This window comes from Phycicoccus sp., assembly GCF_035325325.1.
In the GTDB taxonomy this organism is placed as follows: Bacteria; Actinomycetota; Actinomycetes; order Actinomycetales; family Dermatophilaceae; genus Phycicoccus.
This window is the reverse complement of the sequence record NZ_DAOLAC010000014.1, coordinates 36,192-59,183: the sequence shown is the minus strand read 5'-3', so window position 1 is coordinate 59,183 and position 22,992 is coordinate 36,192. Positions and strand designations below refer to the sequence as shown.

20 protein-coding genes and 1 tRNA gene are annotated in these 22,992 nt (G+C 73.3%); 11 read left to right on the top strand and 10 right to left on the bottom strand.

Annotated features, from left to right (window positions below; translation table 11 throughout):
• Window positions 1-12 precede the first annotated feature (12 nt).
• Window positions 13-107 (bottom strand) — tRNA-Sec (locus PKA89_RS10630).
• A 125-nt stretch (window positions 108-232) separates the two neighbouring features.
• On the opposite strand from PKA89_RS10630, the gene fdh reads away from it, so the two are divergent.
• From fdh to PKA89_RS10605, 5 genes are all read left to right on the top strand, one after another.
• The gene (gene fdh / locus PKA89_RS10625) at window positions 233-3,472 is read left to right on the top strand and encodes a formate dehydrogenase (RefSeq protein ID WP_324419226.1); all 3,240 of its coding nucleotides are present in this window, start codon (window positions 233-235) and stop codon (window positions 3,470-3,472) included.
• Complete coding sequence (locus PKA89_RS10620; protein ID WP_324419225.1) at window positions 3,469-4,386, top strand: 4Fe-4S dicluster domain-containing protein; 918 nt, start codon at window positions 3,469-3,471, stop codon at window positions 4,384-4,386. Before fdh ends, PKA89_RS10620 begins: the two co-directional genes overlap by 4 nt.
• On the top strand, window positions 4,383-5,321 hold the full coding sequence (gene nrfD, locus PKA89_RS10615) for an NrfD/PsrC family molybdoenzyme membrane anchor subunit (protein ID WP_324419224.1): 939 nt from the start codon (window positions 4,383-4,385) through the stop codon (window positions 5,319-5,321). Before PKA89_RS10620 ends, nrfD begins: the two co-directional genes overlap by 4 nt.
• Window positions 5,318-6,310: a selenide, water dikinase SelD gene (selD, locus tag PKA89_RS10610; protein ID WP_324419223.1), complete on the top strand. Its 993-nt coding sequence runs from the start codon at window positions 5,318-5,320 to the stop codon at window positions 6,308-6,310. Before nrfD ends, selD begins: the two co-directional genes overlap by 4 nt.
• Window positions 6,311-6,407: 97 nt before the next feature.
• Window positions 6,408-6,857 carry a phage holin family protein gene (locus PKA89_RS10605; protein WP_324419222.1) on the top strand — a complete coding sequence of 150 codons (450 nt, stop codon included), beginning with the start codon at window positions 6,408-6,410 and terminating at the stop codon, window positions 6,855-6,857.
• Window positions 6,858-6,970: 113 nt separating this feature from the next.
• Here PKA89_RS10605 and PKA89_RS10600 read toward each other — a convergent pair whose 3' ends face one another.
• Both PKA89_RS10600 and PKA89_RS10595 read right to left on the bottom strand, forming a co-directional pair.
• Window positions 6,971-7,507 (bottom strand): rhodanese-like domain-containing protein, encoded by a 537-nt coding sequence (locus PKA89_RS10600; RefSeq protein ID WP_324419221.1) that lies wholly within the window; start codon window positions 7,505-7,507, stop codon window positions 6,971-6,973.
• Window positions 7,504-8,535: an MBL fold metallo-hydrolase gene (locus PKA89_RS10595; RefSeq protein ID WP_324419220.1), complete on the bottom strand. Its 1,032-nt coding sequence runs from the start codon at window positions 8,533-8,535 to the stop codon at window positions 7,504-7,506. The genes PKA89_RS10600 and PKA89_RS10595 overlap by 4 nt, the downstream gene beginning before the upstream one ends.
• Before the next feature lie 140 nt (window positions 8,536-8,675).
• Here PKA89_RS10595 and PKA89_RS10590 point away from each other — a divergent pair, with 140 nt between their 5' ends.
• Complete coding sequence (locus PKA89_RS10590) at window positions 8,676-9,425, top strand: ZIP family zinc transporter (protein WP_324419219.1); 750 nt, start codon at window positions 8,676-8,678, stop codon at window positions 9,423-9,425.
• Window positions 9,426-9,437: 12 nt separating this feature from the next.
• Here PKA89_RS10590 and PKA89_RS10585 read toward each other — a convergent pair whose 3' ends face one another.
• The 3 genes from PKA89_RS10585 to PKA89_RS10575 form a co-directional block, all read right to left on the bottom strand.
• Window positions 9,438-9,872: a hypothetical protein gene (locus tag PKA89_RS10585; RefSeq protein WP_324419218.1), complete on the bottom strand. Its 435-nt coding sequence runs from the start codon at window positions 9,870-9,872 to the stop codon at window positions 9,438-9,440.
• A 76-nt stretch (window positions 9,873-9,948) separates the two neighbouring features.
• Window positions 9,949-10,977 (bottom strand): hemolysin family protein, encoded by a 1,029-nt coding sequence (locus tag PKA89_RS10580; protein ID WP_324419217.1) that lies wholly within the window; start codon window positions 10,975-10,977, stop codon window positions 9,949-9,951.
• On the bottom strand, window positions 10,974-12,311 hold the full coding sequence (locus PKA89_RS10575; RefSeq protein WP_324419216.1) for a hemolysin family protein: 1,338 nt from the start codon (window positions 12,309-12,311) through the stop codon (window positions 10,974-10,976). The genes PKA89_RS10580 and PKA89_RS10575 overlap by 4 nt, the downstream gene beginning before the upstream one ends.
• A 172-nt stretch (window positions 12,312-12,483) precedes the next feature.
• On the opposite strand from PKA89_RS10575, the gene PKA89_RS10570 reads away from it, so the two are divergent.
• The 5 genes from PKA89_RS10570 (at window position 12,484) to PKA89_RS10550 (ending at window position 19,174) form a co-directional block, all read left to right on the top strand.
• On the top strand, window positions 12,484-13,479 hold the full coding sequence (locus PKA89_RS10570) for an ATP-binding cassette domain-containing protein (RefSeq protein ID WP_324419215.1): 996 nt from the start codon (window positions 12,484-12,486) through the stop codon (window positions 13,477-13,479).
• Window positions 13,476-14,273, top strand: a complete 798-nt coding sequence (locus tag PKA89_RS10565; RefSeq protein WP_324419214.1) for an ABC transporter permease — start codon at window positions 13,476-13,478, stop codon at window positions 14,271-14,273. The genes PKA89_RS10570 and PKA89_RS10565 overlap by 4 nt, the downstream gene beginning before the upstream one ends.
• A gap of 165 nt (window positions 14,274-14,438) precedes the next feature.
• Complete coding sequence (locus PKA89_RS10560) at window positions 14,439-18,287, top strand: multifunctional oxoglutarate decarboxylase/oxoglutarate dehydrogenase thiamine pyrophosphate-binding subunit/dihydrolipoyllysine-residue succinyltransferase subunit (RefSeq protein WP_324419213.1); 3,849 nt, start codon at window positions 14,439-14,441, stop codon at window positions 18,285-18,287.
• Window positions 18,288-18,314: 27 nt separating this feature from the next.
• Window positions 18,315-18,491 carry a DUF6104 family protein gene (locus PKA89_RS10555; protein ID WP_324419212.1) on the top strand — a complete coding sequence of 59 codons (177 nt, stop codon included), beginning with the start codon at window positions 18,315-18,317 and terminating at the stop codon, window positions 18,489-18,491.
• Window positions 18,492-18,499: 8 nt separating this feature from the next.
• A complete protein-coding gene (locus PKA89_RS10550; protein WP_324419248.1) occupies window positions 18,500-19,174 on the top strand; it encodes a GDSL-type esterase/lipase family protein in 675 nt (224 codons plus the stop codon).
• A gap of 13 nt (window positions 19,175-19,187) precedes the next feature.
• On the opposite strand, the gene PKA89_RS10545 is transcribed toward PKA89_RS10550, so the two are convergent.
• The 4 genes from PKA89_RS10545 to rfbB are packed head-to-tail and all read right to left on the bottom strand — an operon-like array spanning window position 19,188 to window position 22,945.
• Window positions 19,188-20,039: an alpha/beta fold hydrolase gene (locus PKA89_RS10545; protein WP_324419211.1), complete on the bottom strand. Its 852-nt coding sequence runs from the start codon at window positions 20,037-20,039 to the stop codon at window positions 19,188-19,190.
• Between the two features lie 59 nt (window positions 20,040-20,098).
• A complete protein-coding gene (locus tag PKA89_RS10540) occupies window positions 20,099-21,067 on the bottom strand; it encodes a zinc-binding dehydrogenase (RefSeq protein WP_324419210.1) in 969 nt (322 codons plus the stop codon).
• A 10-nt stretch (window positions 21,068-21,077) separates the two neighbouring features.
• Window positions 21,078-21,938, bottom strand: a complete 861-nt coding sequence (gene rfbD / locus PKA89_RS10535; protein ID WP_324419209.1) for a dTDP-4-dehydrorhamnose reductase — start codon at window positions 21,936-21,938, stop codon at window positions 21,078-21,080.
• Window positions 21,938-22,945, bottom strand: a complete 1,008-nt coding sequence (gene rfbB, locus PKA89_RS10530; RefSeq protein WP_324419208.1) for a dTDP-glucose 4,6-dehydratase — start codon at window positions 22,943-22,945, stop codon at window positions 21,938-21,940. Before rfbB ends, rfbD begins: the two co-directional genes overlap by 1 nt.
• Window positions 22,946-22,992 lie beyond the last annotated feature (47 nt).

Here is a 22,992-nt window from a genome sequence, read left to right as displayed (position 1 = left end):
GCGGCTCGAAGCTGGCGGAGGCGGACGGGAATCGAACCCGCCTGACCGGGTGACCCGGTCACGTCGGTGTTGAAGACCGCGCCCGTCACCAGACGAGGAACGCCTCCGCGACCGACCCTAGCCCGCGCCGTCGCCACCGGTCACGAGAGGGTCGCACCGGTTTCCCCATCGGCGCAGGGGGTACCGGTACGGTGCTGGAGGACCCCCACCGCGACGTCGAGAGGACGAGCCCGTGCCCACACCGCTCGAGTGGCCGTTGCTCCGTCAGCTGCGTGGCCGCGACCGGCTCGGTCGAGGCGCCGCCGTCGAGTCCGGCACCACGAAGGGGCTCACCCCGCGCACGTCACGCGCCGACTCCGTCGTCGACTCGGTCTGCCCGTTCTGTGCCGTCGGCTGCGGGCAGAAGGTGTTCGTCGAGGACGGCAGGGTCACCCAGATCGAGGGTGACCCGGCGAGCCCGATCTCGCGGGGCCGGCTGTGCCCCAAGGGAAGTGCCAGCACGCAGCTCGTCACGTCAGACCACCGCGTCACGAAGGTCCGCTACCGCCGCCCGTACGGCACCGAGTGGGAGGACCTCGACCTCGACACCGCGATGGACATGATCGCCGACCGCGTCGTGGCCACCCGCCGGGAGTACTGGGAGTGGGAGGACGAGCAGGGCCGGCGCACCCGGCGCACCCTCGGCATCGCGAGCCTCGGAGGAGCGACCCTCGACAACGAGGAGAACTACCTCATGAAGAAGCTCTACACCGCGATGGGCGCGGTGCAGATCGAGAACCAGGCGCGTATTTGACACTCCTCCACCGTCCCCGGTCTGGGGACGAGCTTCGGCCGGGGAGGGGCCACCACCTTCCAGCAGGACCTGTCCAACAGTGACTGCATCGTCATCCAGGGCTCGAACATGGCCGAGTGCCACCCCGTCGGGTTCCAGTGGGTGATGGAGGCCAAGCGCAAGGGCGCGACGATCATCCACGTCGACCCCCGGTTCACGCGCACCTCGGCGGTCGCCGACCTCCACGTGCCGCTGCGAGCCGGCACCGACATCGCCTTCCTCGGCGGCCTCGTGCACCACGTCCTCGAGAACGACCTCGACTTCCGCGAGTACGTCGTGCACTACACGAACGCCGCGGCCATCGTCGGCGAGGACTTCCGCGACACCGAGGACCTCGACGGCCTGTTCTCCGGCTACGACCCCGAGAAGCAGCAGTACGACCCCACCAGCTGGCAGTACGAGAACGCGCCGCAGTCCCCGGCCGCCGGGGAGCGCGACCCCGGACAGGCGGCCGGGCCGGCCGCCTCGCAGGAGCCGGAGGAGCACGAGTCGGCCCGGTCGGAGGAGACCGGCTCCGGCGGTCCGACCGTCCAGGCGAAGCCGGAGCGCGACGAGACCCTCCAGCATCCACGGTGCGTGTTCCAGATCCTCAAGCGCCACTTCGCCCGCTACACACCGCAGCTCGTCGCCGAGGTGTGCGGTGTGCCGGAGGAGGACTTCCTGCGCGTGGCGAAGGCCCTCACCGAGAACTCGGGGCGCGAGCGCACGAGCGCGTTCTGCTACGCCGTCGGCTGGACCCACCACTCGACCGGGGTGCAGATCATCCGGACGGCCTCGATCCTGCAGACGCTGCTCGGCAACATCGGACGCCCGGGGGGCGGCATCCTCGCGCTGCGCGGGCACGCGAGCATCCAGGGGTCCACCGACATCCCGACCCTGTTCAACATCCTCCCGGGGTACATCCCGATGCCGCACGCGGCGCAGCACCGCTCGCTGGAGGAGTTCGTCGCCGAGGACGCCGGCTCGACCGGGTTCTGGGGCAACATGGACGCCTACACGGTGAGCCTGCTCAAGGCCTGGTGGGGTGACTCCGCCACCGCGGACAACGAGTTCCGGTTCGACTACCTGCCGCGCCTCACCGGGCACCACGGCACCTACGACACGGTGGTCAACCAGATCGAGGGACGTAGTCCGGGGTACTTCGTCGTCGGCGAGAACCCGGCGGTCGGCTCGGCCAACGGCAAGATGCAGCGGCTCGGCCTGGCCAACCTCGAGTGGCTCGTCGTCCGCGACCTGACGATGATCGAGACCGCGACCTTCTGGAAGGACGGCCCGGAGATCGAGTCCGGCGAGCTGCGCACCGAGGACATCGGGACCGAGGTGTTCTTCCTCCCCGCGGCCTCGCACGTCGAGAAGAAGGGCAGCTTCACCAACACCCAGCGGATGCTCCAGTGGCGCCACCAGGCGGTCCAGCCCCCCGGCGACGCCCGCAGCGACCTCCAGTTCTACTTCGAGCTCGGGCGGCGCATCCGAGCGAAGCTCGCCGGGTCGAGCGACGAGATGGACCGGCCGCTGCTCGACCTCACCTGGGACTACCCGACCGAGGGTCCGCTCGACGAGCCGGACGCCGAGGCGGTGCTGCGCGAGATCAACGGCTGGGACGACTCCGGCGACGCCCTCTCGTCCTACACCCAGCTGGCCACGGACGGCTCGACGGCGTGCGGCTGCTGGATCTACTGCGGCGTGTACGCGGACGAGACCAACCAGGCCGCCCGCCGCAAGCCCCACTGGGAGCAGTCGCTCGTCGCCCCCGAGTGGGGCTGGGTCTGGCCGGCCAACCGGCGCATCCTCTACAACCGCGCCTCGGCCGACCCCGACGGCAAGCCGTGGAGCGAGCGCAAGAAGTACGTCTGGTGGGACGCCGAGCAGGAGAAGTGGGTCGGCGAGGACGTACCCGACTTCGTCGCCGACCGCGCCCCGGACCACGTCCCCGAGGAGGGTGCCACCGGGCCCGACGCCCTCGGCGGCCGCGACCCGTTCATCATGCAGACCGACGGCAAGGCGTGGCTGTACGTGCCGACCGGCCTGGCCGACGGCCCGCTGCCGACCTTCTACGAGCCGGTCGAGTCCCCCGTGCGCAACGCCGCCCACCGGCCGCAGCGCAACCCTGCGCTCGAGGACGTCGCGGAGCCGGCCAACCCCATCAACCCCACCGAGAGCCGCGTCTTCCCCTACGTGTTCACGAGCTACCGGCTCACCGAGCACCACACCGCCGGCGGGATGTCCCGCACGCTGCCCTACCTCAGCGAGCTCCAGCCCGAGATGTTCGTGGAGGTCTCGCCGCGGCTGGCGGAGGAGCGCGGGCTCGAGCACGGCGGGTGGGCGACCATCGTCACCTCCCGCTCGGCCATCGAGGCGCGGGTCATGGTCACGGCACGGATGCGCTCGCTCCGCCTCGGCGAGCAGTGGGTCGAGCACGTGGGGCTGCCCTACCACTGGGGCGCCAACGGCCTGGTCACCGGCGACTCGGTCAACGACCTCGTCGGCATCGCGCTCGACCCCAACGTGCACATCCAGGACAAGGTCGGCACCTGCGACATCCGGCCCGGGCGCCGCCCCCGCGGCCCGGCGCTGCTCGACCTCGTCGAGGACTACCGGCGCCGCTCGGGCGCCCACCCGGCCGAGGAGGACGACGCATGAGCAGCTCGCTGTCCGGACCGCTCCACGACGTGGCGGGCGACGCCGGCCACGAGGACCATCCACCGCGGATGGGCTTCTTCACCGACACCTCGGTGTGCATCGGCTGCAAGGCCTGCGAGGTGGCCTGCAAGGAGTGGAACCTCGTGCCGGAGGACGGCCTCTCGCTCAGCGGGATGTCCTACGACAACACCGAGGCCCTCGGCGCCAGCACCTGGCGGCACGTCGCCTTCGTCGAGCAGCCGACCGGCCGGGCCTCGCGGACCGACCTCGGCATGCCGGGCATGGGTCCGCCCGGAGGCACCGAGCCGCCCGTCGGGCCGGGCCAGGAGACCGACTCCGGTGAGGGCGGCGTGCGGTGGCTGATGTCCTCGGACGTCTGCAAGCACTGCACGCACGCGGCCTGCCTCGACGTCTGCCCCACGGGGTCGTTGTTCCGCACCGAGTTCGGCACCGTCGTCGTCCAGGAGGACATCTGCAACGGGTGCGGCTACTGCGTGCCCGCCTGCCCGTACGGGGTCATCGACATCCGTCCCGGCGACGGCCGGGCCTTCAAGTGCACGCTCTGCTACGACCGGATCGGCGAGGGGATGACCCCCGCCTGCGCGCAGGCCTGCCCGACCGAGTCCATCCAGTACGGCGAGCTCGACGAGCTGCGCGAGCGGGCCGGCCGCCGGCTCGGCGAGCTGCAGGAGCAGGGGGTCGACGGCGCCCGGCTCTACGGCGCCGACCCGGACGACGGCGTCGGCGGCGACGGCGCGTTCTTCCTCCTCCTCGACGAGCCGGAGGTCTACGGCCTGCCGCCGGACCCTGTCGTCACGACCCGCGACCTCGGCTCGATGTGGCGCCACGTCGGCGCCGCGGCCGCCGCGCTCGTCGGCGTCGGCGTCGCCTCGTTCCTCGGGAGGCGCCGGTGAGGGAGCAGCGGATGGTCCCGGAGGCGAGCCCGGACTCCTACTACGGCCGGCCGATCATCAAGCCGCCGACCTGGAAGACCCCGGACGTCCCCCTCTACCTCTTCCTCGGCGGGCTGGCCGGCGCCTCGGCCGTGCTCGCGGAGGGAGCGGCGGTCACCGGTCGCCCCGACCTCGAGCGGGTGGCCCGGGTGGCGGCGAGCGCCGGCGCCGGGCTCGGCACCGTCGCGCTCATCCACGACCTGCACCGCCCCGAGCGGTTCCTCAACATGCTGCGCGTCCTCAAGCCGACCTCCCCGCTGTCGGTCGGCTCGTGGATTCTCGCCCCGTTCAGCGGGCTGTCCGCCGCCGCAGCCGCGTCCGACCTCACCGGACGGCTGCCGCGCCTCGGCCGCGCGGCCGGGATGGGAGCGACCGCGCTCGGCCCGGCCCTCGCCACCTACACCGCGGCCCTGCTCGCCAACACGGCCGTCCCCGCCTGGCACGACGCCCACCGCGAGCTGCCCTTCGTGTTCGCCGGGTCGGGCGCCACGGCCGCCGGCGGCCTCGCCTGCATGTTCACCCCCACCGACCAGGCCGGACCGGCCCGGAGGATGCTCGCCGCGGGCGCCCTCGTCGAGCTCGCCGCGTCCGAGCGCCTCACGAGCCGGCTCGGGATGGTCGGCGAGCCCTACCGGGAGGGTCGGCCGGGGCGCCTCATGAAGGCCGCCCGCGTGCTGACCGCGGTCGGCGGCACCGCGGCACTGCTCGCCGGCGGCCGCTCCCGCACCGTCTCGACCGTGGCCGGGGCCGCCTGCGTCGCGGCCTCGGTCCTCACCCGGTTCGGCATCTTCGAGGCGGGGATGGCCTCGGCCCGCGACCCGAAGTACACGGTCGAGCCACAGCGCGAGCGCCTGCGGGCCCGGGCGGCGCAGGCCGCCAGCACAATGGCGGGATGACCTCCGCCGCCGCGACGTACCGACTCACCCAGTACGCCTCCGGAGGCGGGTGCGCGTGCAAGGTACCGCCCGGCGAGCTCGAGCGGGTGCTCGCCGGGCTCACTCCGGCGGCCGGTCCGGACCTGCTCGTCGGCGTCGAGACCGGCGACGACGCCGCCGTGGTGCGGCTCGACTCCGGACGCGCCGTGGTGCTGACGACCGACTTCTTCACCCCCGTCGTCGACGACCCGTACGACTGGGGCCGGATCGCGGCGACCAACGCCCTCTCCGACGTCTACGCGATGGGCGGCGAGCCCCTCGTCGCGGTCAACCTCCTCGCGTGGCCGCGGGAGCGAGTCCCCTTCGAGCTGGCCGCGGAGGTGCTGCGCGGTGGCGCCGACGTCGCCCGCGTGGCCGGCTGCCACCTCGCCGGAGGGCACAGCATCGACGACCCCGAACCCAAGTACGGACTCGCCGTCACCGGTATCGCCGACCCGGACCGGCTGCTGCGCAACGACTCCGGCCGGGCCGGCCTCCCGTTGACCCTCACCAAGCCGCTGGGCCTCGGGGTGCTCAACAACCGCCACAAGGCGACCGGTGAGGTCTTCCCGGAGGCGGTCGCCACGATGACGACGCTCAACGCCGACGCGTCCCGGGCGGCGCTGGCGGCCGGGCTCACGTGCGCCACCGACGTCACCGGCTTCGGCCTGCTCGGCCACCTCTACAAGCTGTGCCGCGCGAGCGGGGTGTCGGCGGTCGTCGACGCCGCGGCCGTGCCGTACCTCGACGGCGCCCGCGAGGCGCTGGCCGAGGGCTTCGTCCCGGGCGGCAGCCGGCGCAACCTCGACTGGGTGCGGCCGCACCTCGCGAGCGAGGTGGCCGAGGACGAGCTGGTGCTCCTCGCCGACGCGCAGACCAGCGGCGGACTGCTCGTGGCGGGTGAGGTGCCGGGCCACCCGGTGGTCGGCGAGCTCGTGCGCGGGAGCGAGGCGACGATCGCGGTGCGCTGACGGCGGGGCACCGATCTCGCCGCGTAGCCGGCGGTCCGAACGGGTAGGGGCTCGGCGACCACGGCACCGCGACCTGCGGGTCACGAGAGGAGTCCCCATGACGGAGCACCACGGAGGCGAGGCCTCCCCCGACCCCGCGACGACCGGTCAGCTGGTGGCCCGCCTCGGCGAGCAGGTCTCCGACCTCGTCCGCTCCGAGACGGAGCTGGCCCGGGCCGACCTCACCGAGTCCGTCCGGCACGCCGGTCTCGGCGCCGGCCTGTTCGGCGGCGCCGGGGTCGTCGCGCTCTACGGCCTCGGCGTCCTCGTCGCGGCGGCCGTCCTGGCGCTGGCCCTCGTGGTCGACGCCTGGCTCGCCGCGCTCCTCGTGGCCGTCGTCCTCTTCCTCGTCGCCGGGGCGGTCGCCCTCGTCGGCCGCCGCCAGGTGGCGCAGGCGCCACCGCCGGTGCGGCGCAGCGTCGCCAGCGTCCGGACCGACGTCGAGACCCTCCGCGACCGCCGTTCCCACCCGGGCGCGGCCGCGTCCACCACCTCCGAGGAGCAGTGATGAGCCAGACCACCGGTCAGCGCGACCCCGCCGAGATCGAGGCCCACATCGAGCGGACGCGGGAGGACCTCGCGACCACGGTCGACGCGCTCGCGGCCCGGCTCGACGTCAGGTCACGCGCGGCCGCGGAGTGGCGACGGGTACGCAACGGCGGGGCTCCCGGTCCGCTGCTCTACGCCGGCGCGGCCGCCGTCCTCGGGGTCGCCGCCCTCGTCCTGTGGCGCCGCCGGTGACTCCTCGGTGACGGTCCGCCAGGCGAGGTAGCCGCCCGCGAGGTCGGTGGCCCGGTGGACGCCGAGGGCCCGCAGCGAGGCGGCCGCGAGGCTCGACCCGCAGCCCTCGCTGCAGACGAGGACGACGCGGCGCTGCGGGTCGTCCATCTCCTCGATCCGGTGGGCACTCGTCGGGTCGAGGCGCCACTCGAGGGTGTTGCGCTCGACGACGACGGCGCCGGGCAGGTCACCGTCGCGGGCCCGCTGCTCGGCAGGACGCAGGTCGACGACGAGGGCGCCGGCCGCCTGCTCGGTGGCCAGCTCCTCGGGCTCGACGCGGTCGAGGCCGCGCCGGGCGTCGGCGAGCATCCGTGCGACCCCCGAGTCCGGGGGCCAGGCGTCGGCTCCGGCGGGCGACGAGGTGACCTCGGCGCTCACCGGAGCGGACCCCCGGGCGGCAGCTGCTCCTCCGTCGGGGGCAGCAGTGCCCCCTCGTCGTCGATCGGCGTCGGCGTGCCGTCCGGCGCGAGCGGCTGGGTCTGCTCGTGGCCACCGCCGGGCAGGTCGTCCGAGGGCATCGTCGCCGCCCCCGCCTCGACCGTGTCCTCGCCTGCACCGGGGGTCTCCGGCGCGACCCGGGAGCGGCCGCCGCGGGGCACCACCGCGACCCGGTCGCGCACCCCGGCCTCCTCCGCCGCCTCGAGGAAGTCCTCGAGGGAGGAGGTGAAGACGTCGAAGTCCGCGTGGTGGACCGGGACGACCCGCCGCGGGCGGACGCGACGCATCAGCTCGACGCCCTGGTCGGCGTCCATGGTCACGAGGACGCCGAGGACACGCGTCCCGCCGAGGTGCCAGAGGCCGACGTCGAGCTCGGGCCAGCGCTCCTGCACCTCGGCGAGCTCGTCGATGACGAGCGTGTCCCCGGTGACGTACAGCCCGTGCCGCCGCCCGGCGGACGACCACTCGAGCACGCTGCCCATGACGTCCGGCAGGACGAGGTTGGCTCCCGGCGGGCCGTGCCGCGCCGGCACCGCCGTGACCTCCAGCTGCTCCTCCCCCCGGACCACGCGAACGACGTCCCAGGTCTCCATGCCGTGCACGGCTCGGAAGCCCCACTCCCGCAACGTCTCCGCCGCCTCCGCCGTCGTGAGGATCGGCAGGTCGCGGGACAGGCGGTCGCGGGCCACCTGGTCGAAGTGGTCGCCGTGCAGGTGCGAGAGGACCACGAGGTCGACCGGAGGCAGGTCGTCGAACTCCAGGGCCGGGTCGAGCAGGCGCCGGGCGTGCATGCCGTAGCCGATGTCGACCTCCTCGTGGCGGTGGACGAACACCGGGTGGGTGAGGACGGTGATCCCGCCACAGTGCAGCACGGTCGTCGCGTTCCCGACGACCGTGAGCGAGTCGCGCTCGTCCGGCCCGCTCGGGCGCTCGGCCAGCTCGAGGGTGGTGGTGGTGTGCTCGGTCACGGAGTCTCCTGTCGTCGGCGTCCCCTGCGACATACCCGGGATGGCGAGGTGGACACCCACGGGTGGGGACCCGGGCCACCGCGGCCCGGGGTGGCGCGCGAGGATGGGCCGGTGGCCCGAGGACGAGGAGGTGCGCGAGCGTGACGACCTGGCTCGAGGCCGGCCTGTGGGGACTGCTGGCCGGCGGCGCGCTCGTGGTCGGCGCGCTCGTCGCCTGGTCGGTCCGGGTACCCCGTGCGGTCGTCGCCTCGGTCATGGCCTTCGGGGCCGGCGTGCTCATCTCGGCGCTAGCGTTCGACCTCGTCGACGAGGCCGAGCGGACCGGCGGGCTGCTGCCGACGGTGCTCGGCTTCCTCGGCGGCGCTCTCGTCTACTTCCTCGCCAACCTCGCCCTCGCCCGCCGGGGTGCTCGCCACCGCAAGCGCTCGCAGGGGCAGCAGCCCTCGGAGGACGAGCAGGCCGGCAGCGGGGCGGCGATCGCCGTCGGTGCCCTCCTCGACGGCGTGCCGGAGTCGGTCGTCCTCGGGCTCAGCCTGCTCGGCGGCCAGGGCGTCGGGGTGCCGGTACTCGTCGCCATCTTCATCTCGAACCTGCCCGAGGGGCTCTCGAGCGCCGCGGGGATGAAGCAGGCCGGCCGGAGCGCCCGCTACGTCTTCGGCGTGTGGATGGGCATCGCCGTGGCCAGCGGCCTCGCGGGGCTGCTCGGCGTCCTGCTCCTCCAGGGCGCCTCGCCCGAGGTGGTCGCCTCGATCACCGCCGTGGCGGCCGGGGCCATCCTCGCGATGATCGCCGACACGATGATCCCCGAGGCCTTCGAGCGCACCCACCTGGCCACCGGCCTCGTGACGACCCTCGGCTTCGTCGTGGCGTTCGCGATCGAGCGACTCTGACGCGGACGCGCCTCAGCGGGCCGGGGTCCGCCGGTCGTGCCAGACGAGGGCGAGGGCCATCTCGACCAGCCCCAGGCCGGCGATGACCGGCTGCAGGACGAAGTAGCGGCGCAGCAGCAGCAGCTGGACGACGATCCAGAGCACGAGCGCCAGCCCGACGACCCCACCGACGACCGCGGCGCGCGGGTCGCGGCGCCACACGAGCGCCGCCGCCCCGGCCTGCGGCAGGGCCACCGTGACGAGCAGGGCCACCCCGGGCAGCACCCAGGTGTCGACCGGCAGGTTCTCGAGCCACTCCGGCGGCATCCCCAGCCCGTTCACCACCAGCCCGACCCCGCCGTAGACGGCGTTGAGGGCGACGACGGCGAGGACGACGAGCAGTGAGGTGCCGGCCCAGCCCCGGGAGGTCCCGGTGGCGGCGCGGCCGGACGTGGGCAGTGTGGTCATGACAGCCTCCCCACCATCCTCGCGCGGCCGCCGGCACGGGCGGCCGGCGCTGTGGCCGACCCGACATGCCGCCGCGTCAGCGCTGGGACGCGTCCGAGACCTCGCCGACGAGCTCCTCGATGACGTCCTCGAGGAACACGATGCCGACGACCTCGCCGTCGCCCGCGACGACCCGCGCGAGGTGCGAGCCGCTGTCCTGCATCGTCTGGAGGACGAGCTCGACCTCGTCCTCGGGCCGCACCGTGGCCAGCCGCCGCACCCGCTTGGCGGGCACCGGCTCGACCCGCTCCTCGTCGTCGGCGTAGAGGACGTCCTTGAGGTGGAGGTAGCCCGCGAGGTCGCCCGAGGGGTCGACGACCGGGTAGCGGGAGAACCCGTGCTTGGCGACGAGCCGCTCGATGTCGACCGGCGTCGCACCGGCCGTCACCGTGACGAGCTCGTCCAGCGGCACCCCGACGTCGGCGGCGTCCTTGTCGCTGAACTCGAGTGCGGCACCGAGCCGTTCGTAGTCGTCGGCGCCGACGAGTCCCTCCTCCCGCGACTCGTCGAGGATGTGCGCCACCTCCTCGGCGGTGAAGGCGGAGGACACCTCGTCCTTCGGCTCGACGCCGAACAGCCGGATGGCCGCCTTGGAGAGGCGGTCCATGCCGTGGATGACGGGAGCGACCACGCGGGAGACCCACACGAGCGGCGGGACGAGGACGACGGCGGCCCGCTCGGGCCGCGCGATGGAGATGTTCTTCGGGATCATCTCGCCGTAGACGACGTGGAGGAAGACGACGATCGCCAGCGCGAGCGCGAGGGCGACGCCCTCCGCGACCACCTCGGAGAGCCCGGCACCCACGACGACCGGCACGAGCGCGTGGTGGAGCGCTGCCTCGGAGAGTGCACCGAGGAGGACCGAGCAGACGGTGATGCCGAGCTGTGCGGTGGCCAGCAGGATGCCGGTCCGCTGCAGCGCCTCCATCGCGACCCTGGCGCCCTTGCTGCCCGCCTCCGCGAGCGGCTCGAGCTGGCTGCGGCGAGCGGACATCGCGGCGAACTCGGCACCGACGAAGAACGCGTTGGCGGCCAGCAGGACGACGGTGATGACGACGGTGGTCATGCGTCACCGTCCCGCGCCTCGGCCGGCCGGGCCGGCAGCGTGCGGACCGGGAGCAGCCGGATCCGGTCGACCCGGTGGCCGTCCATGTCGACGACCCGGGCCGTCCACCCGTCGACGACGACCTCGTCGCCGACCTCGGGGACGCGGCCGAGGGCGGCCATGACGAACCCGCCGACGGTCTCGTAGGCCGGGCCCTCGGGCACCTCGACGCCAACCCGCGAGCGCACCTCGTCGGGCCGCCAGAGGCCGGGCACCGTCCAGGAGCCGTCCGGCAGACGGCGACCCGTGGTCTGGCCGCGGTCGTGCTCGTCGTTGACCTCGCCGACGATCTCCTCGACCAGGTCCTCCAGGGTGACGACCCCCGAGGTGCCGCCGTACTCGTCGACGACGACCGCGAGCTGCATCCCACCCCCGCGCAGCCGGACGAGGAGCGGGTCGAGGCGCAGGGTCTCGGGGACGAACACGGCGTCGGTCATCAGCGCCGAGACGGGGACGTCCGCCCGGCGCTCGAAGGGCACGGCGATGGCCTTCTTGACGTGCACGATGCCGTCGACGTCGTCCCAGTCGGCGCCGACGACCGGGAAGCGGGAGTGCCCGGTGTGCCGGGCGAGGGCGACGAGCTCGGCGGCGGACGCGGTGCGCTCGATCGAGGTGGCGCGCGAGCGCGGCGTCATGACGTCGGCCGCGGTCTGGTCGGCGAACCCGAGCGAGGCGGTGACCAGCCGCGCAGTGCCGAGGTCGAGTGTGCCGGCCTCGGCCGAGGTGCGCACGAGCGACGCGAGCTCGGCGGGGCTGCGCGCGGCGGACAGCTCCTCCTGGGGCTCGACGCCGAGCGCGCGCAGGGTGCGGTTGGCCACCCCGTTGAGCAGGGCGATGAGCGGTTTCGCGGCCACGCCGAACCAGCGCACCGGCCCGGCGGAGACCTTGGCGGTCGCCATCGGCAGCGAGACGGCGAGCGTCTTCGGCACCATCTCGCCGACGATCATCGAGAAGCCGGTGGCGAGGAGCATCGCGAGCACCGCACCCACCGAGGTGGCGGTGCCGACGGGGAGGCCGACCGCCTCGAGCGGGCCCTGGAGCAGGACACCGACCGAGGGGCCGGCGAGGTAGCCGAGGACCAGCGTGGTCAGCGTGATGCCGACCTGGCACGCGGAGAGCTGGGTCGAGAGCCGGCGGTGGGAGGTGAGCACCGAGCGGGCGCCCGGTTCACCGGCGTCCACCGCGCGCTGGACCGCGGGCCGGTCGAGGGCGACGAGCGAGAACTCGGCCGCGACGAACAGGGCGGTACCGACCGTGAGCACGACGCCGAGGAGCAGGAGGAGCCAGGGCGTCATCGGTGCTCAGGACTGGGAGGGTGCATGCCTCCACAGCGTACGGGGCCGACCCGCGGTTCCGGGCGGTGCTCCCGTGCTCCGCCCCGGGACGGAGCCGGGGGTCCACCGGGGGGTTGACCCCCACGCCGCGCGACACTGCGAGGATCGGTGCCATGAGCACGGGCACCACATCATGACCACGACCACCGCCGCCCCCGAGGGGCGCATCGAGTTCCACCACCTGACCAAGCGGTTCGGCCAGTTCACCGCGGTCGACGACCTGTCCTTCACGGTCGAGCCGGGACGCATCACCGGCTTCCTCGGGCCCAACGGCGCGGGAAAGACGACGACGCTGCGGATGCTCCTCGGGCTGATCCGACCGACGAGCGGCACCGCGACCATCGGCGGGCACCGCTACGCCGAGCTCCCCCGGCCCCTCACCTCGGTGGGGGCGGCCCTCGAGGCGACGAACTTCCACCCCGGCCGCAGCGGCCGCGACCACCTGCGGGTGCTCGCCGACACCGCCGGCATCCCGGTCGCGCGGGTCGACGAGCTCCTCGAGCTGACCGGCATCCCGGCCGCCGCCCGCAAGCGGGCCGGCGGCTACAGCATGGGCATGCGCCAGCGCCTCGGCCTGGCCGCCGCGCTCCTCGGCGACCCGCAGGTCCTCGTCCTCGACGAGCCGGCCAACGGCCTCGACCCCGAGGGCATCCGCTGGCTGCGCGGGTTCCTCAAGCACCTCGCGAGCCAGGGCAAGACGATCCTCGTCTCCAGCCACCTGCTCCAGGAGGTGGCGCAGACGGTCGACCACGTCGTCATCATCGCCAACGGCCGGCTCGTCCGCGCCGGGGCGATGGCCGACCTCGAGGGCACCCCGGGTGCGGCCGTCGAGACGAGCGACCCGGCCGCGCTCGCCGGGGCCCTGCGCGTCGCCGACGTGACGAGCACCGTCCACGAGGACGGGTCGCTCGTCGCGGACACCACCGACCTGCGCCTCGTCGGCGACGTCGCCCTGCGGGCCGGCCTGCCGATCTACGGCCTGCGCCCGGAGCGCGCCGACCTCGAGACCCTCTACTTCCAGCTGACCGAGGGCACGAACCGCAACCTCGGCGACGGCGCGCTGGCCGTGGGCGGTGGCGCCCCGACCGAACGAGACGCCGTGACCGGCGAGGAAGGGGCGAACGAGTGATCCCCGCGATCCGCAGCGAGCTCCGCAAGTTCTTCAGCACCCGCCTGTGGTGGGGAATGGCCATCGCCATCTTCGTCGGGGGCGCCGCGTTCGCCGCGCTCTTCGGCTTCCTCCTGACGAGCGACGCCGCGAGCGCCGCCCAGAACGGGGCGCCGACCGGCAGCCCGGTGCAGGTGGCCAGCAGCGTCTACACCGGCGGGCTCTCGATCGGCTACCTCCTCCTGCTGACCATCGGCGTCCTCCAGATCGGCTCCGAGTACCGCCACAAGACGATCAGCGGCACCTTCCTCGCCACTCCGAAGCGGCTGCGGGCGATGCTCGCGAAGGTCGTCGCGCTGCTCGGCATCGGCGCGGTGTACGGCCTGATCAGCCTCGTCGGCTCGGTGAGCGTCGGGGCCGTCGTCCTCGGCCTGCGCGACCGTGACGCGTTCCCCTCCGGGACCATCGTGCGGACCCTCGCGCTGAGCCTCCTCGTCCTCGGGCTGTGGGCGCTCATCGGCCTCGGCATCGGGATCCTCATCCCGAACCAGGTCGCGGCCCTGCTCATCGGGGTCGGGGTCGCCTGGATCGTCGAGCCGCTCATCGGCGTCGCCATGTCGTTCTGGGAGTTCGGGCGCGAGCACATCGCCCAGTTCCTCCCGAGCCGGGCGACGAACGCGATCGTCGACGCGGTGACCAGCGGCCCGAACGAGGTGCGCCTGGAGTGGTGGGGTGGCGCGTTGACGCTCACCGCCTACGCCGTGGTCCTCGCCGGCATCGGGATCTGGCGGACCACCCGCGCCGACATCTCCTGACGGCGGACGGCAGCACGCGGCGGCGACCGGTGGGGGCACCCCACCGGTCGCCGCCCGTTCGGCACCGCTCGGCGTGCGGCGGCACGGGCGCAACACGTGCGTAATAGGCTGGTGGGTAGTCCCACGACCGCCCCGAGACGAGCCGATGAAAGAGGCGCATAGCCCGTGGCCGAGCAGTCCCCGTCCAGCGACCCCCTGACCACCTTCGGACCGAACGAATGGCTGGTCGACGAGCTGTACGAGCAGTACACGAGGGACAAGAACAGCGTCGACAAGGCGTGGTGGGGCTTCTTCGCCGACTACCAGCCGAGCGACGGCCCGAACGGCACGGCGGCGAAGTCCGCCAACGGGACGAGCGCCGCCCCGCGCACCGAGGAGAAGGCGGCCCAGCCCTCCACCCCGCCCGCGCAGCCGAAGGCCGAGCCCAAGGACCGCCAGCCCGCGAAGGCCGAGGCGAAGCAGCCCGAGGCGAAGCAGGCCGAGGCGAAGCAGGCCGAGCCGGTCCCTGCCGAGCAGCAGGCTCCCGCGGAGCCGAAGCCCGGCGAGGCCAAGAGCGCGCCGATGCCGCGCGAGGCCCAGGCCCCCCGGCAGACCGGCCCGCTCGCCGAGGCGCAGCTGCAGCCGATCCGCGGCGCGAGCGCCCGGGTGGTGACGAACATGGAGTCCTCGCTCGAGGTCCCGACCGCCACCTCGGTGCGCGCGGTCCCGGCGAAGCTCCTCGTCGACAACCGGATCGTCATCAACAACCACCTCGCCCGCAGCCGCGGCGGCAAGGTGAGCTTCACCCACCTCATCGGCTACGCCCTCGTCAAGGCTCTCGGCGTGATGCCCGAGATGAACAACGGCTTCGGGCACGACGAGAAGGGCAGGCCGGTCCTCATCGCGCCGTCCCACGTCAACCTCGGCCTGGCCATCGACCTCGCGCGCCCGGACGGCACCCGCCAGCTCGTCGTCCCGTCGATCAAGGCGGCCGAGACGATGGACTTCGCGCACTTCTGGACCGCCTACGAGGACGTCGTCAAGAAGGCCCGCGGCGGCAAGCTGACCGTCGAGGACTTCCAGGGCACGACGATCTCGCTGACCAACCCCGGCACCATCGGCACCGTCCACTCGGTCCCGCGGCTCATGCAGGGCCAGGGCACGATCATCGGCGTCGGCGCCATGGACTACCCGGCGGAGTGGCAGGGCGCGAGCGCCGAGACGATCAACCGCAACGCGGTGAGCAAGATCCTCACCCTGACCAGCACCTACGACCACCGGATCATCCAGGGCGCCCAGTCCGGCGACTTCCTGCGCATCGTCCACTCGCTGCTGCTCGGCGAGCAGGGGTTCTACGACGAGATCTTCGAGAGCCTGCGCATCCCCTACGAGCCGGTCCGCTGGGTCCGTGACGTCTCCGCGGCGCACGACGACGACATCAACAAGGTCGCCCGCGTCCAGGAGCTCATCCACGCCTACCGGGTGCGCGGTCACCTCATGGCCGACACCGACCCCCTCGAGTACAAGCAGCGCCGGCACCCCGACCTCGACATCACCAACCACGGCCTCACCCTGTGGGACCTCGAGCGCGACTTCGCGACCGGCGGCTTCGGCGGCCAGCCGTTCCTCAAGCTGCGCAAGATCCTCGGCATCCTGCGCGACTCGTACTGCCGCACCGTCGGCGTCGAGTACATGCACATCCAGGACCCCGAGCAGCGCCAGTGGATCCAGGACAAGGTCGAGGTCGGCTACGCCAAGACCACCCGCGAGGAGCAGCTGCGCATCCTTCGGCGGCTCAACGCGGCCGAGGCGTTCGAGACCTTCCTCCAGACCAAGTTCGTCGGCCAGAAGCGGTTCTCGCTCGAGGGCGGTGAGTCGGTCATCGCGCTCCTCGACCGCGTGCTCTCCCGGGCCGCCCAGGACGGCCTCGACGAGGTGTGCGTGGGGATGCCGCACCGCGGCCGGCTCAACGTGCTCGCCAACATCGCCGGCAAGTCCTACGGGCAGATCTTCCGCGAGTTCGAGGGCAAGCAGGACCCCAAGTCGGTCCAGGGCTCCGGCGACGTCAAGTACCACCTCGGCACCGAGGGCGAGTTCACCGCCGAGTCCGGGGAGAAGACCAAGGTCTACCTCGCCGCGAACCCGAGCCACCTCGAGGCGGTCAACCCCGTCCTCGAGGGCATCGTCCGGGCCAAGCAGGACCGCCTCAACCTCGCCGGCGAGGACTTCACCGTCCTGCCCGTCCTCCTCCACGGCGACGCCGCGTTCGCCGGCCAGGGGGTCGTCGCCGAGACGCTCAACCTCTCGCAGCTGCGCGGCTACCGCACCGGCGGCACCGTGCACGTCGTCATCAACAACCAGGTCGGCTTCACGACCTCCCCGAGCAGCTCGCGCTCCTCGACGTACTCGACCGACGTCGCGCGGATGATCCAGGCGCCGATCTTCCACGTCAACGGCGACGACCCGGAGGCGTGCGTGCGCGTCGCCGAGCTCGCCTACGAGTTCCGCAAGGAGTTCCACAAGGACGTCGTCGTCGACATGGTCTGCTACCGCCGGCGCGGGCACAACGAGGGCGACGACCCGTCGATGACGCAGCCGCTGATGTACAACCTCATCGAGGCCAAGCGCAGCGTGCGCAAGCTCTACACGGAGGCCCTCATCGGCCGCGGCGACATCACCGTCGAGGACGCCGAGGCCGCGCTGCGCGACTACCAGCAGCAGCTCGAGCGGGTCTTCGTCGAGACCAAGGAGGCCCTGCGCTCGGCCGAGAAGGACGCCCAGGCCGGGCGCCGCGCCGACGCCGGCTCGGGGCTCGAGCCGCCGGCCGCGCAGGCCCCGTTCGCCGACCGCACCACGCACTCGGCCACCGACACCGCGATCAGCACCGACGTGCTGCACCACATCGGCGACTCGTTCTCGACCCCTCCGGAGGGCTTCACCGTCCACCCGAAGCTGCGCCAGATGCTCGAGAAGCGCACCCAGAGCACCCGCGAGGGCGGCATCGACTGGGGCACCGCCGAGCTGCTGGCGTTCGGCTCCCTGCTCATCGAGGGCACGCCGGTCCGGCTCGCCGGCCAGGACAGCCGCCGCGGCACCTTCGTCCAGCGGCACGCGGTCCTCATCGACAAGGAGAACGCCTCCGAGTGGACCCCGCTGCTCTACCTCGGGCAGGGCCAGGCGAAGTTCTGGGTCTACGACTCGCTGCTCTCGGAGTTCGCCGCGATGGGCTTCGAGTACGGGTACTCCGTCGAGCGCCCGGACGCCCTCGTCCTCTGGGAGGCGCAGTTCGGCGACTTCTTCAACGGGGCGCAGACCATCATCGACGAGTTCATCAGCAGCTCGGAGCAGAAGTGGGGCCAGCGCTCCTCGGTCGTCCTCCTCCTGCCGCACGGCTTCGAGGGCCAGGGCCCGGACCACTCCTCGGGCCGGATCGAGCGCTTCCTCACGATGTGCGCCGAGGGCAACATGACCGTCGCCTACCCGTCCACGCCCGCGTCGTACTTCCACCTGCTGCGCCGCCAGGCGTACGCGCGGCCGCGCAAGCCGCTCATCGTCTTCACCCCGAAGTCGATGCTGCGGCTCAAGGCGGCCGCGAGCGCCCCGGAGGACTTCACGACCGGCACCTTCCGCCCGGTCCTGCCCGACCGCCCGGGCGCGACGCAGGGGCAGGTCACCCGCGTCCTGCTCGCCGCCGGCAAGGCCGTCTACGACCTCGAGGCCGAGCGCGAGAAGCGCGGGGACACGGCCACCGCCATCCTCCGGCTCGAGCAGTACTACCCGGTGCCCGGCCAGGAGCTGGCCAGGGCGCTGGCCGACTACCCGGAGGCCGAGGTGGTCGTCGTCCAGGACGAGCCCCGCAACATGGGCGCATGGCCGTTCCTCGCCCTCAACCTGCCCGAGGCGCTGGCCGAGCACGGCGAGGAGCGACCGATCCGGGTCGTCTCCCGTCCGCAGTCGGCGTCCCCGGCCGCGGGGTCGACCAAGCAGCACCAGGCGGAGCAGGCCGACCTCGTCGCCCGCGCCTTCGACCGGTGAGGTTCACCCGCCGGTAGGCTCGCGGACGTGTACTTCACCGACCGCGGCATCGAGGAGCTCCAGGCGCGGCGGGGGGACGAGGAGGTCACCCTCGACTGGCTCGCCGAGCAGCTGAGGACGTTCGTCGACCTTTTCCCGGAGTTCGAGGTGCCCGTGGAGCGGCTGGCCACCTGGCTGGCCCGACTGGACGACGAGGACGAGTGAGCGAGGACATGGCCGACGAGCAGGGCCCGGCCGAGGGGCCGGCCCCCATCGAGTTCCGCCCGAGCGCGGAGGCGGCGGTCGTCCCCGACGGCCCGCGCGACCTCGCGCTCGTCTTCCTCGGGGCCTCGCTCGTCGCGGGGGTCGGGGACCCGAAGGGGCAGGGGTGGGTGACCCGGGTCGTCGGGCGCACCCAGCACCCGGACCTCACGGTCACCGCCTACAACCTCGGGGTGCGGGGTGACACCTCCGGCGACCTCCTCGAGCGGTGGGCCGGCGAGGTGCCTCGGCGGTGGCGCGGGCGCACCGAGCGCCGCCTCGTCCTCTCGTGCGGCACCAACGACATCGCCTCGGGCATCTCCCTCGCCCGACACCGGCTCAACCTGGCCAACCTGCTCGACGACGCCGCGACCCAGGGTGTCGGCACGTTCGTCGTCTCCCCGCCGCCGACCGACGACGACGAGCTCAACGCGCGCCTCGAGGTCCTCGTCGACGCGCAGGCCGACGTCTGCGCGCGGCGCGGGGTGCCCTTCGTCGACTGCTACGCGCCGCTGCTGGGACACAACCAGTGGCGCACCGACCTCGCGGCCTCGTCCGTCGACCACCACCCGGGGCAGGCCGGCTACGGGCTCATCGCGTGGCTCGTGCTCCACAACGGATGGAACGAGTGGCTCCAGATCGACTGAGCCGCAACCTCACTCAGCGTGAGCGGGCGACGAACTCACGCACCAGGGCAGCGAAGCGGTCGGGGTCGTCGAGGTGCGGGAAGTGCCCCGCGCCGCGGAACAGCTCGACCCGGCAGCCCTCGATGTGCGAGGCAGCGGCACCGGCGTGCCAGGCGGGGATCATCCGGTCCTTGGTGCCCCAGACGACGAGCGTCGGCACGGTCGGGGCCTCCGCGAGGTAGTCCTCCGCCGCGACGGTCTGGCCACCGGGGTCGATGACCGCGCGCGTCGTGGCGAGGAAGGCCCGGCGGGTGTCGGCGTCGCCGAGCGAGGAGAAGCCGGTCCACACCTCGCGGGCGTCCGAGCCCGGCCGGACCCCCACCGCGCCCAGGGCCCGGGCCGCCGCTCCGACCCGGTCGCGCACCCACCCCGAGGCGATGACCGGCAGCACCCACTCGGCCCCCGGCAGGGTGGCCGAGCGCAGCAGCGGGCTGACCTCGCGCCCCAGCCCCCCGCTCGCGACGAGGACCAGGCCCTCGACCCGTTCGGGGAAGAGGTAGGTGAAGACCATCGCGATGCCGCCGCCCAGCGAGTGCCCGACGAGGGTGACCTGCTCGATGCCGAGGCGGTCGAGCAGGTCACGCAGCGTCGCCGCGTGCGCCCCGAGCGAGTAGTCGCCGACCGGCCGGGCGGACTCGCCGTGGCCGAAGAGGTCGGGGACCACCACGCGGTGGTCGTCGCCGAGGACGTCCACGAGGTGGGCCCACTGCCGCTGGGAACCGAGCAGGCCGTGGATGAAGAGCAGGGTCGGGCCCTCACCGGTGTCGGTGTAGGCCATCGCGTGGCCGTGGATGGTCACCACCCGCTCGACCGGCGTCGTGGCCATGGCAGCTCCTCGGGTGTCTGGGACACCCCCGATGTTACTCGCCGGTAGCCGGTGTGGCGTCAGAGGGTGAAGACGACCTTGCCCGTGACCCGCCCCTCGACCATCCGGACGAAGCCCTCGCGGGCCTCGGCGAGCGGCGTCACCGAGTCGACGAGGGGCTCGATGCCGGCGCCGACGACGAACTGCGCGAGCCGCTCGAGCTCGTCGCGGGTCCCCATCGTCGAGCCCACCACGCGCAGCTGCTTGAAGAAGATCTTCGTCAGCTCCGCCTTCGCCGGCGCGTCGCCCGAGGTGGCGCCGGAGATGACGACCGTGCCGCCCGGGCGCAGGCTGTTGATGCTGTGCGACCACGTCGCGGCGCCGACGGTCTCCATCACGGCGTCGACGCGCTCGGGAAGCCGCGCGCCGCTCTCGAAGGCGCGGTCGGCGCCGAGGGCCACGGCGGCCTCGCCGCGCTCGGGGTCGCGGCTGGTCACCCACATCCGCAGCCCGGCGGCGGCGCCGAGCTGGACGAGCGCGGTGGCCACTCCCCCGGCAGCGCCCTGGACGAGCACGGTCGCGCCGGGCTGCACGCCGGCGTTCGTGAAGAGCATCCGGTAGGCGGTGAGCCACGCGGTCGGGAGGCAGGCGGCGTGCTCCCACGAGAGCCCCGCCGGCTTGGGGACGACGTTGTGCCGCGGCACGGCCACCCGCTCGGCGAGGGTGCCGTCGTGCACCTCGGACAGCAGCGAGCGCCGCGGGTCGAGGGTCTCGTCGCCGCTCCATCCGGGCGACGGCACGACGGCGTGCACGATGACCTCGGTGCCGTCCTCGGTGACGCCGGCGCCGTCGCAGCCGAGCACCATCGGCAACCGGTCGGCGGGCAGGCCGACACCGCGCAGCGACCACACGTCGTGGTGGTTGAGGGCTGCGGTGCGCAGCCGGACGGTGGTCCAGCCGTCGGGGACCTCCGGGTCCGGGCGCTCACCGACCTCGAGACCGCTCAGCGGGTCGTCGGCGGACTGGGACTTCGCGAAGGCGGCGAGCATGCCCTCGACCCTACCCAGCGCCCTCCGGGAAGAGGACGGGTGCGGCCCGGTGGAGTGCGTCACGCCAGTGCGGCAGCGGCTCGAGGCCGTGCGCCGCCCACATGTCGTGGGCGAGGACGCTGTAGGACGGCCGGGGCGCCGGCAGCGGGTAGGCGTCGGTGCCGATGGGCGACACCCGGGCCGGGTCGAGCCCGAGCTCCTCGAGGACGGCCTGCGCCAGGCCGTGCCACGACGTCTCGCCGGCGTTCGTGCCGTGCCAGATGCCGTACGGCGCGCCGGACTCCACGATGCGTGCGATGCCGTCGGCGAGGTCGACCGTCCACGTCGGCTGCCCCACCTGGTCGGCGACGAAGCCGAAGGTCTCGCGCTCGCGGGCCAGCCGCGCGACCGTCGTCGGGATGTTCCTGCCGTGCGCGCCGTAGAGCCACGCGGTGCGGACCACCCAGGCGCGGGGGCACTCGGCCCGCACCGCCCACTCCCCGGCCGCCTTGGTGCGGCCGTAGGCCGAGGCCGGGGCCACCGGCGAGTCGGCGGGCCACGGCACCGTCCCGTCGCCGGCGACGACGTAGTCGGTGGACACCTGGACGAGCGAGCCGCCGGACGCCGCGACCGCGCGGGCCAGGTTGGCGGCCCCGACGGCGTTGACCGCGAAGGCCCGGGCCTCGTCGGTCTCCGCCGCGTCGACCGCCGTGTAGGCCGCACAGTTGACGACCACCTCGTGCCCGTCCACGACCGCGGCGCACGAGACCGGGTCGAGGATGTCGACCGCGGGCAGGTCGACACCGCTCACCTCGTGCCCCCGGGCCCCGAGCACCTCGACGAGGTCGGTCCCGAGCATGCCGGCGGCGCCGACGACGAGCCAGCGGGCCATCAGCGGGCCAGGACCTGCTGGGTCGCGGCGTACTTCGCCTCGGTGGCCTCCTTGACCGGTCGCCACCACGCCTCGTTCTCGCGGTACCACTCGATGGTCGCCGCGAGGCCCTCCCGGAAGCCCTCGTAGCGCGGGCGCCAGCCGAGCTCCTGGCGCAGCTTGCCGGCCTCGATGGCGTAGCGGCGGTCGTGGCCGGCCCGGTCGGTGACGTGGTCGTAGTCGTCGGGGTCGCGCCCCATCAGCTCGAGGACCATCCGCACGACGTCGCGGTTGTTCACCTCGCCGTCGGCCCCGATGAGGTAGGTCTCGCCGACCCGCCCGGAGTCGACGACGGTCCACACGGCGTCGTTGTGGTCGTCGACGTGGATCCAGTCGCGCACGTTGAGGCCGTCGCCGTAGAGCTTGGGCCGCACCCCGTCGATGACGTTGGTGATCTGGCGCGGGATGAACTTCTCGACGTGCTGGCGCGGGCCGTAGTTGTTCGAGCAGTTGGAGATCGTCGCGCGCAGCCCGAACGAGCGGACCCACGCGCGCACCAGGTGGTCCGAGCCGGCCTTGCTCGCCGAGTAGGGCGAGGACGGGGTGTAGGGGGTGTCCTCGGTGAACTTCTTCGGGTCGTCGAGCGCGAGGTCGCCGTACACCTCGTCGGTCGAGACGTGGTGGTAGCGCACGTCGTGCCGGCGCGCCGCCTCGAGGAGGGTGAAGGTGCCGACGAGGTTGGTGCGCACGAACGGGGCCGGGTCGGCGAGCGAGTTGTCGTTGTGCGACTCGGCGGCGAAGTGCACCACGACGTCGGCCTCGGCGACGAGCGGCTCGACGGCCGCGGGGTCGGCCACGTCGCCCTCGACGAAGCGCACCCGGTCGAGGACCCCGGCGAGGTTGTCGCGCGACCCCGCGTAGGTCAGGGCGTCGAGCACCGTCACCTCGGTCCCCGGGCGCGTCGCGAGCGTGCGGTGGACGAAGTTGCTGCCGATGAACCCGGCGCCTCCGGTGACGAGGACCCTCATGGCGCTCAGGCTACTTGCCGGTGCGCGGGCGCGTCGGTGGATAGGCT

Excerpts from the sequence above, each read along its gene's own strand:
- PKA89_RS10575 (WP_324419216.1), bottom strand. The coding sequence starts at position 12,311 with ATGACGCCCTGGCTCCTCCTGCTCCTCGGCGTCGTGCTCACGGTCGGT.
- PKA89_RS10620 (WP_324419225.1), top strand. The coding sequence starts at position 3,469 with ATGAGCAGCTCGCTGTCCGGACCGCTCCACGACGTGGCGGGCGACGCC.
- PKA89_RS10540 (WP_324419210.1), bottom strand. The coding sequence starts at position 21,067 with ATGCTCGCCGCCTTCGCGAAGTCCCAGTCCGCCGACGACCCGCTGAGC.
- PKA89_RS10570 (WP_324419215.1), top strand. The coding sequence starts at position 12,484 with ATGACCACGACCACCGCCGCCCCCGAGGGGCGCATCGAGTTCCACCAC.
- PKA89_RS10605 (WP_324419222.1), top strand. The coding sequence starts at position 6,408 with ATGACGGAGCACCACGGAGGCGAGGCCTCCCCCGACCCCGCGACGACC.
- selD (WP_324419223.1), top strand. The coding sequence starts at position 5,318 with ATGACCTCCGCCGCCGCGACGTACCGACTCACCCAGTACGCCTCCGGA.
- rfbB (WP_324419208.1), bottom strand. The coding sequence starts at position 22,945 with ATGAGGGTCCTCGTCACCGGAGGCGCCGGGTTCATCGGCAGCAACTTC.
- rfbD (WP_324419209.1), bottom strand. The coding sequence starts at position 21,938 with ATGGCCCGCTGGCTCGTCGTCGGCGCCGCCGGCATGCTCGGGACCGAC.
- PKA89_RS10550 (WP_324419248.1), top strand. The coding sequence starts at position 18,500 with ATGGCCGACGAGCAGGGCCCGGCCGAGGGGCCGGCCCCCATCGAGTTC.
- PKA89_RS10545 (WP_324419211.1), bottom strand. The coding sequence starts at position 20,039 with ATGGCCACGACGCCGGTCGAGCGGGTGGTGACCATCCACGGCCACGCG.
- PKA89_RS10580 (WP_324419217.1), bottom strand. The coding sequence starts at position 10,977 with ATGACCACCGTCGTCATCACCGTCGTCCTGCTGGCCGCCAACGCGTTC.
- PKA89_RS10585 (WP_324419218.1), bottom strand. The coding sequence starts at position 9,872 with ATGACCACACTGCCCACGTCCGGCCGCGCCGCCACCGGGACCTCCCGG.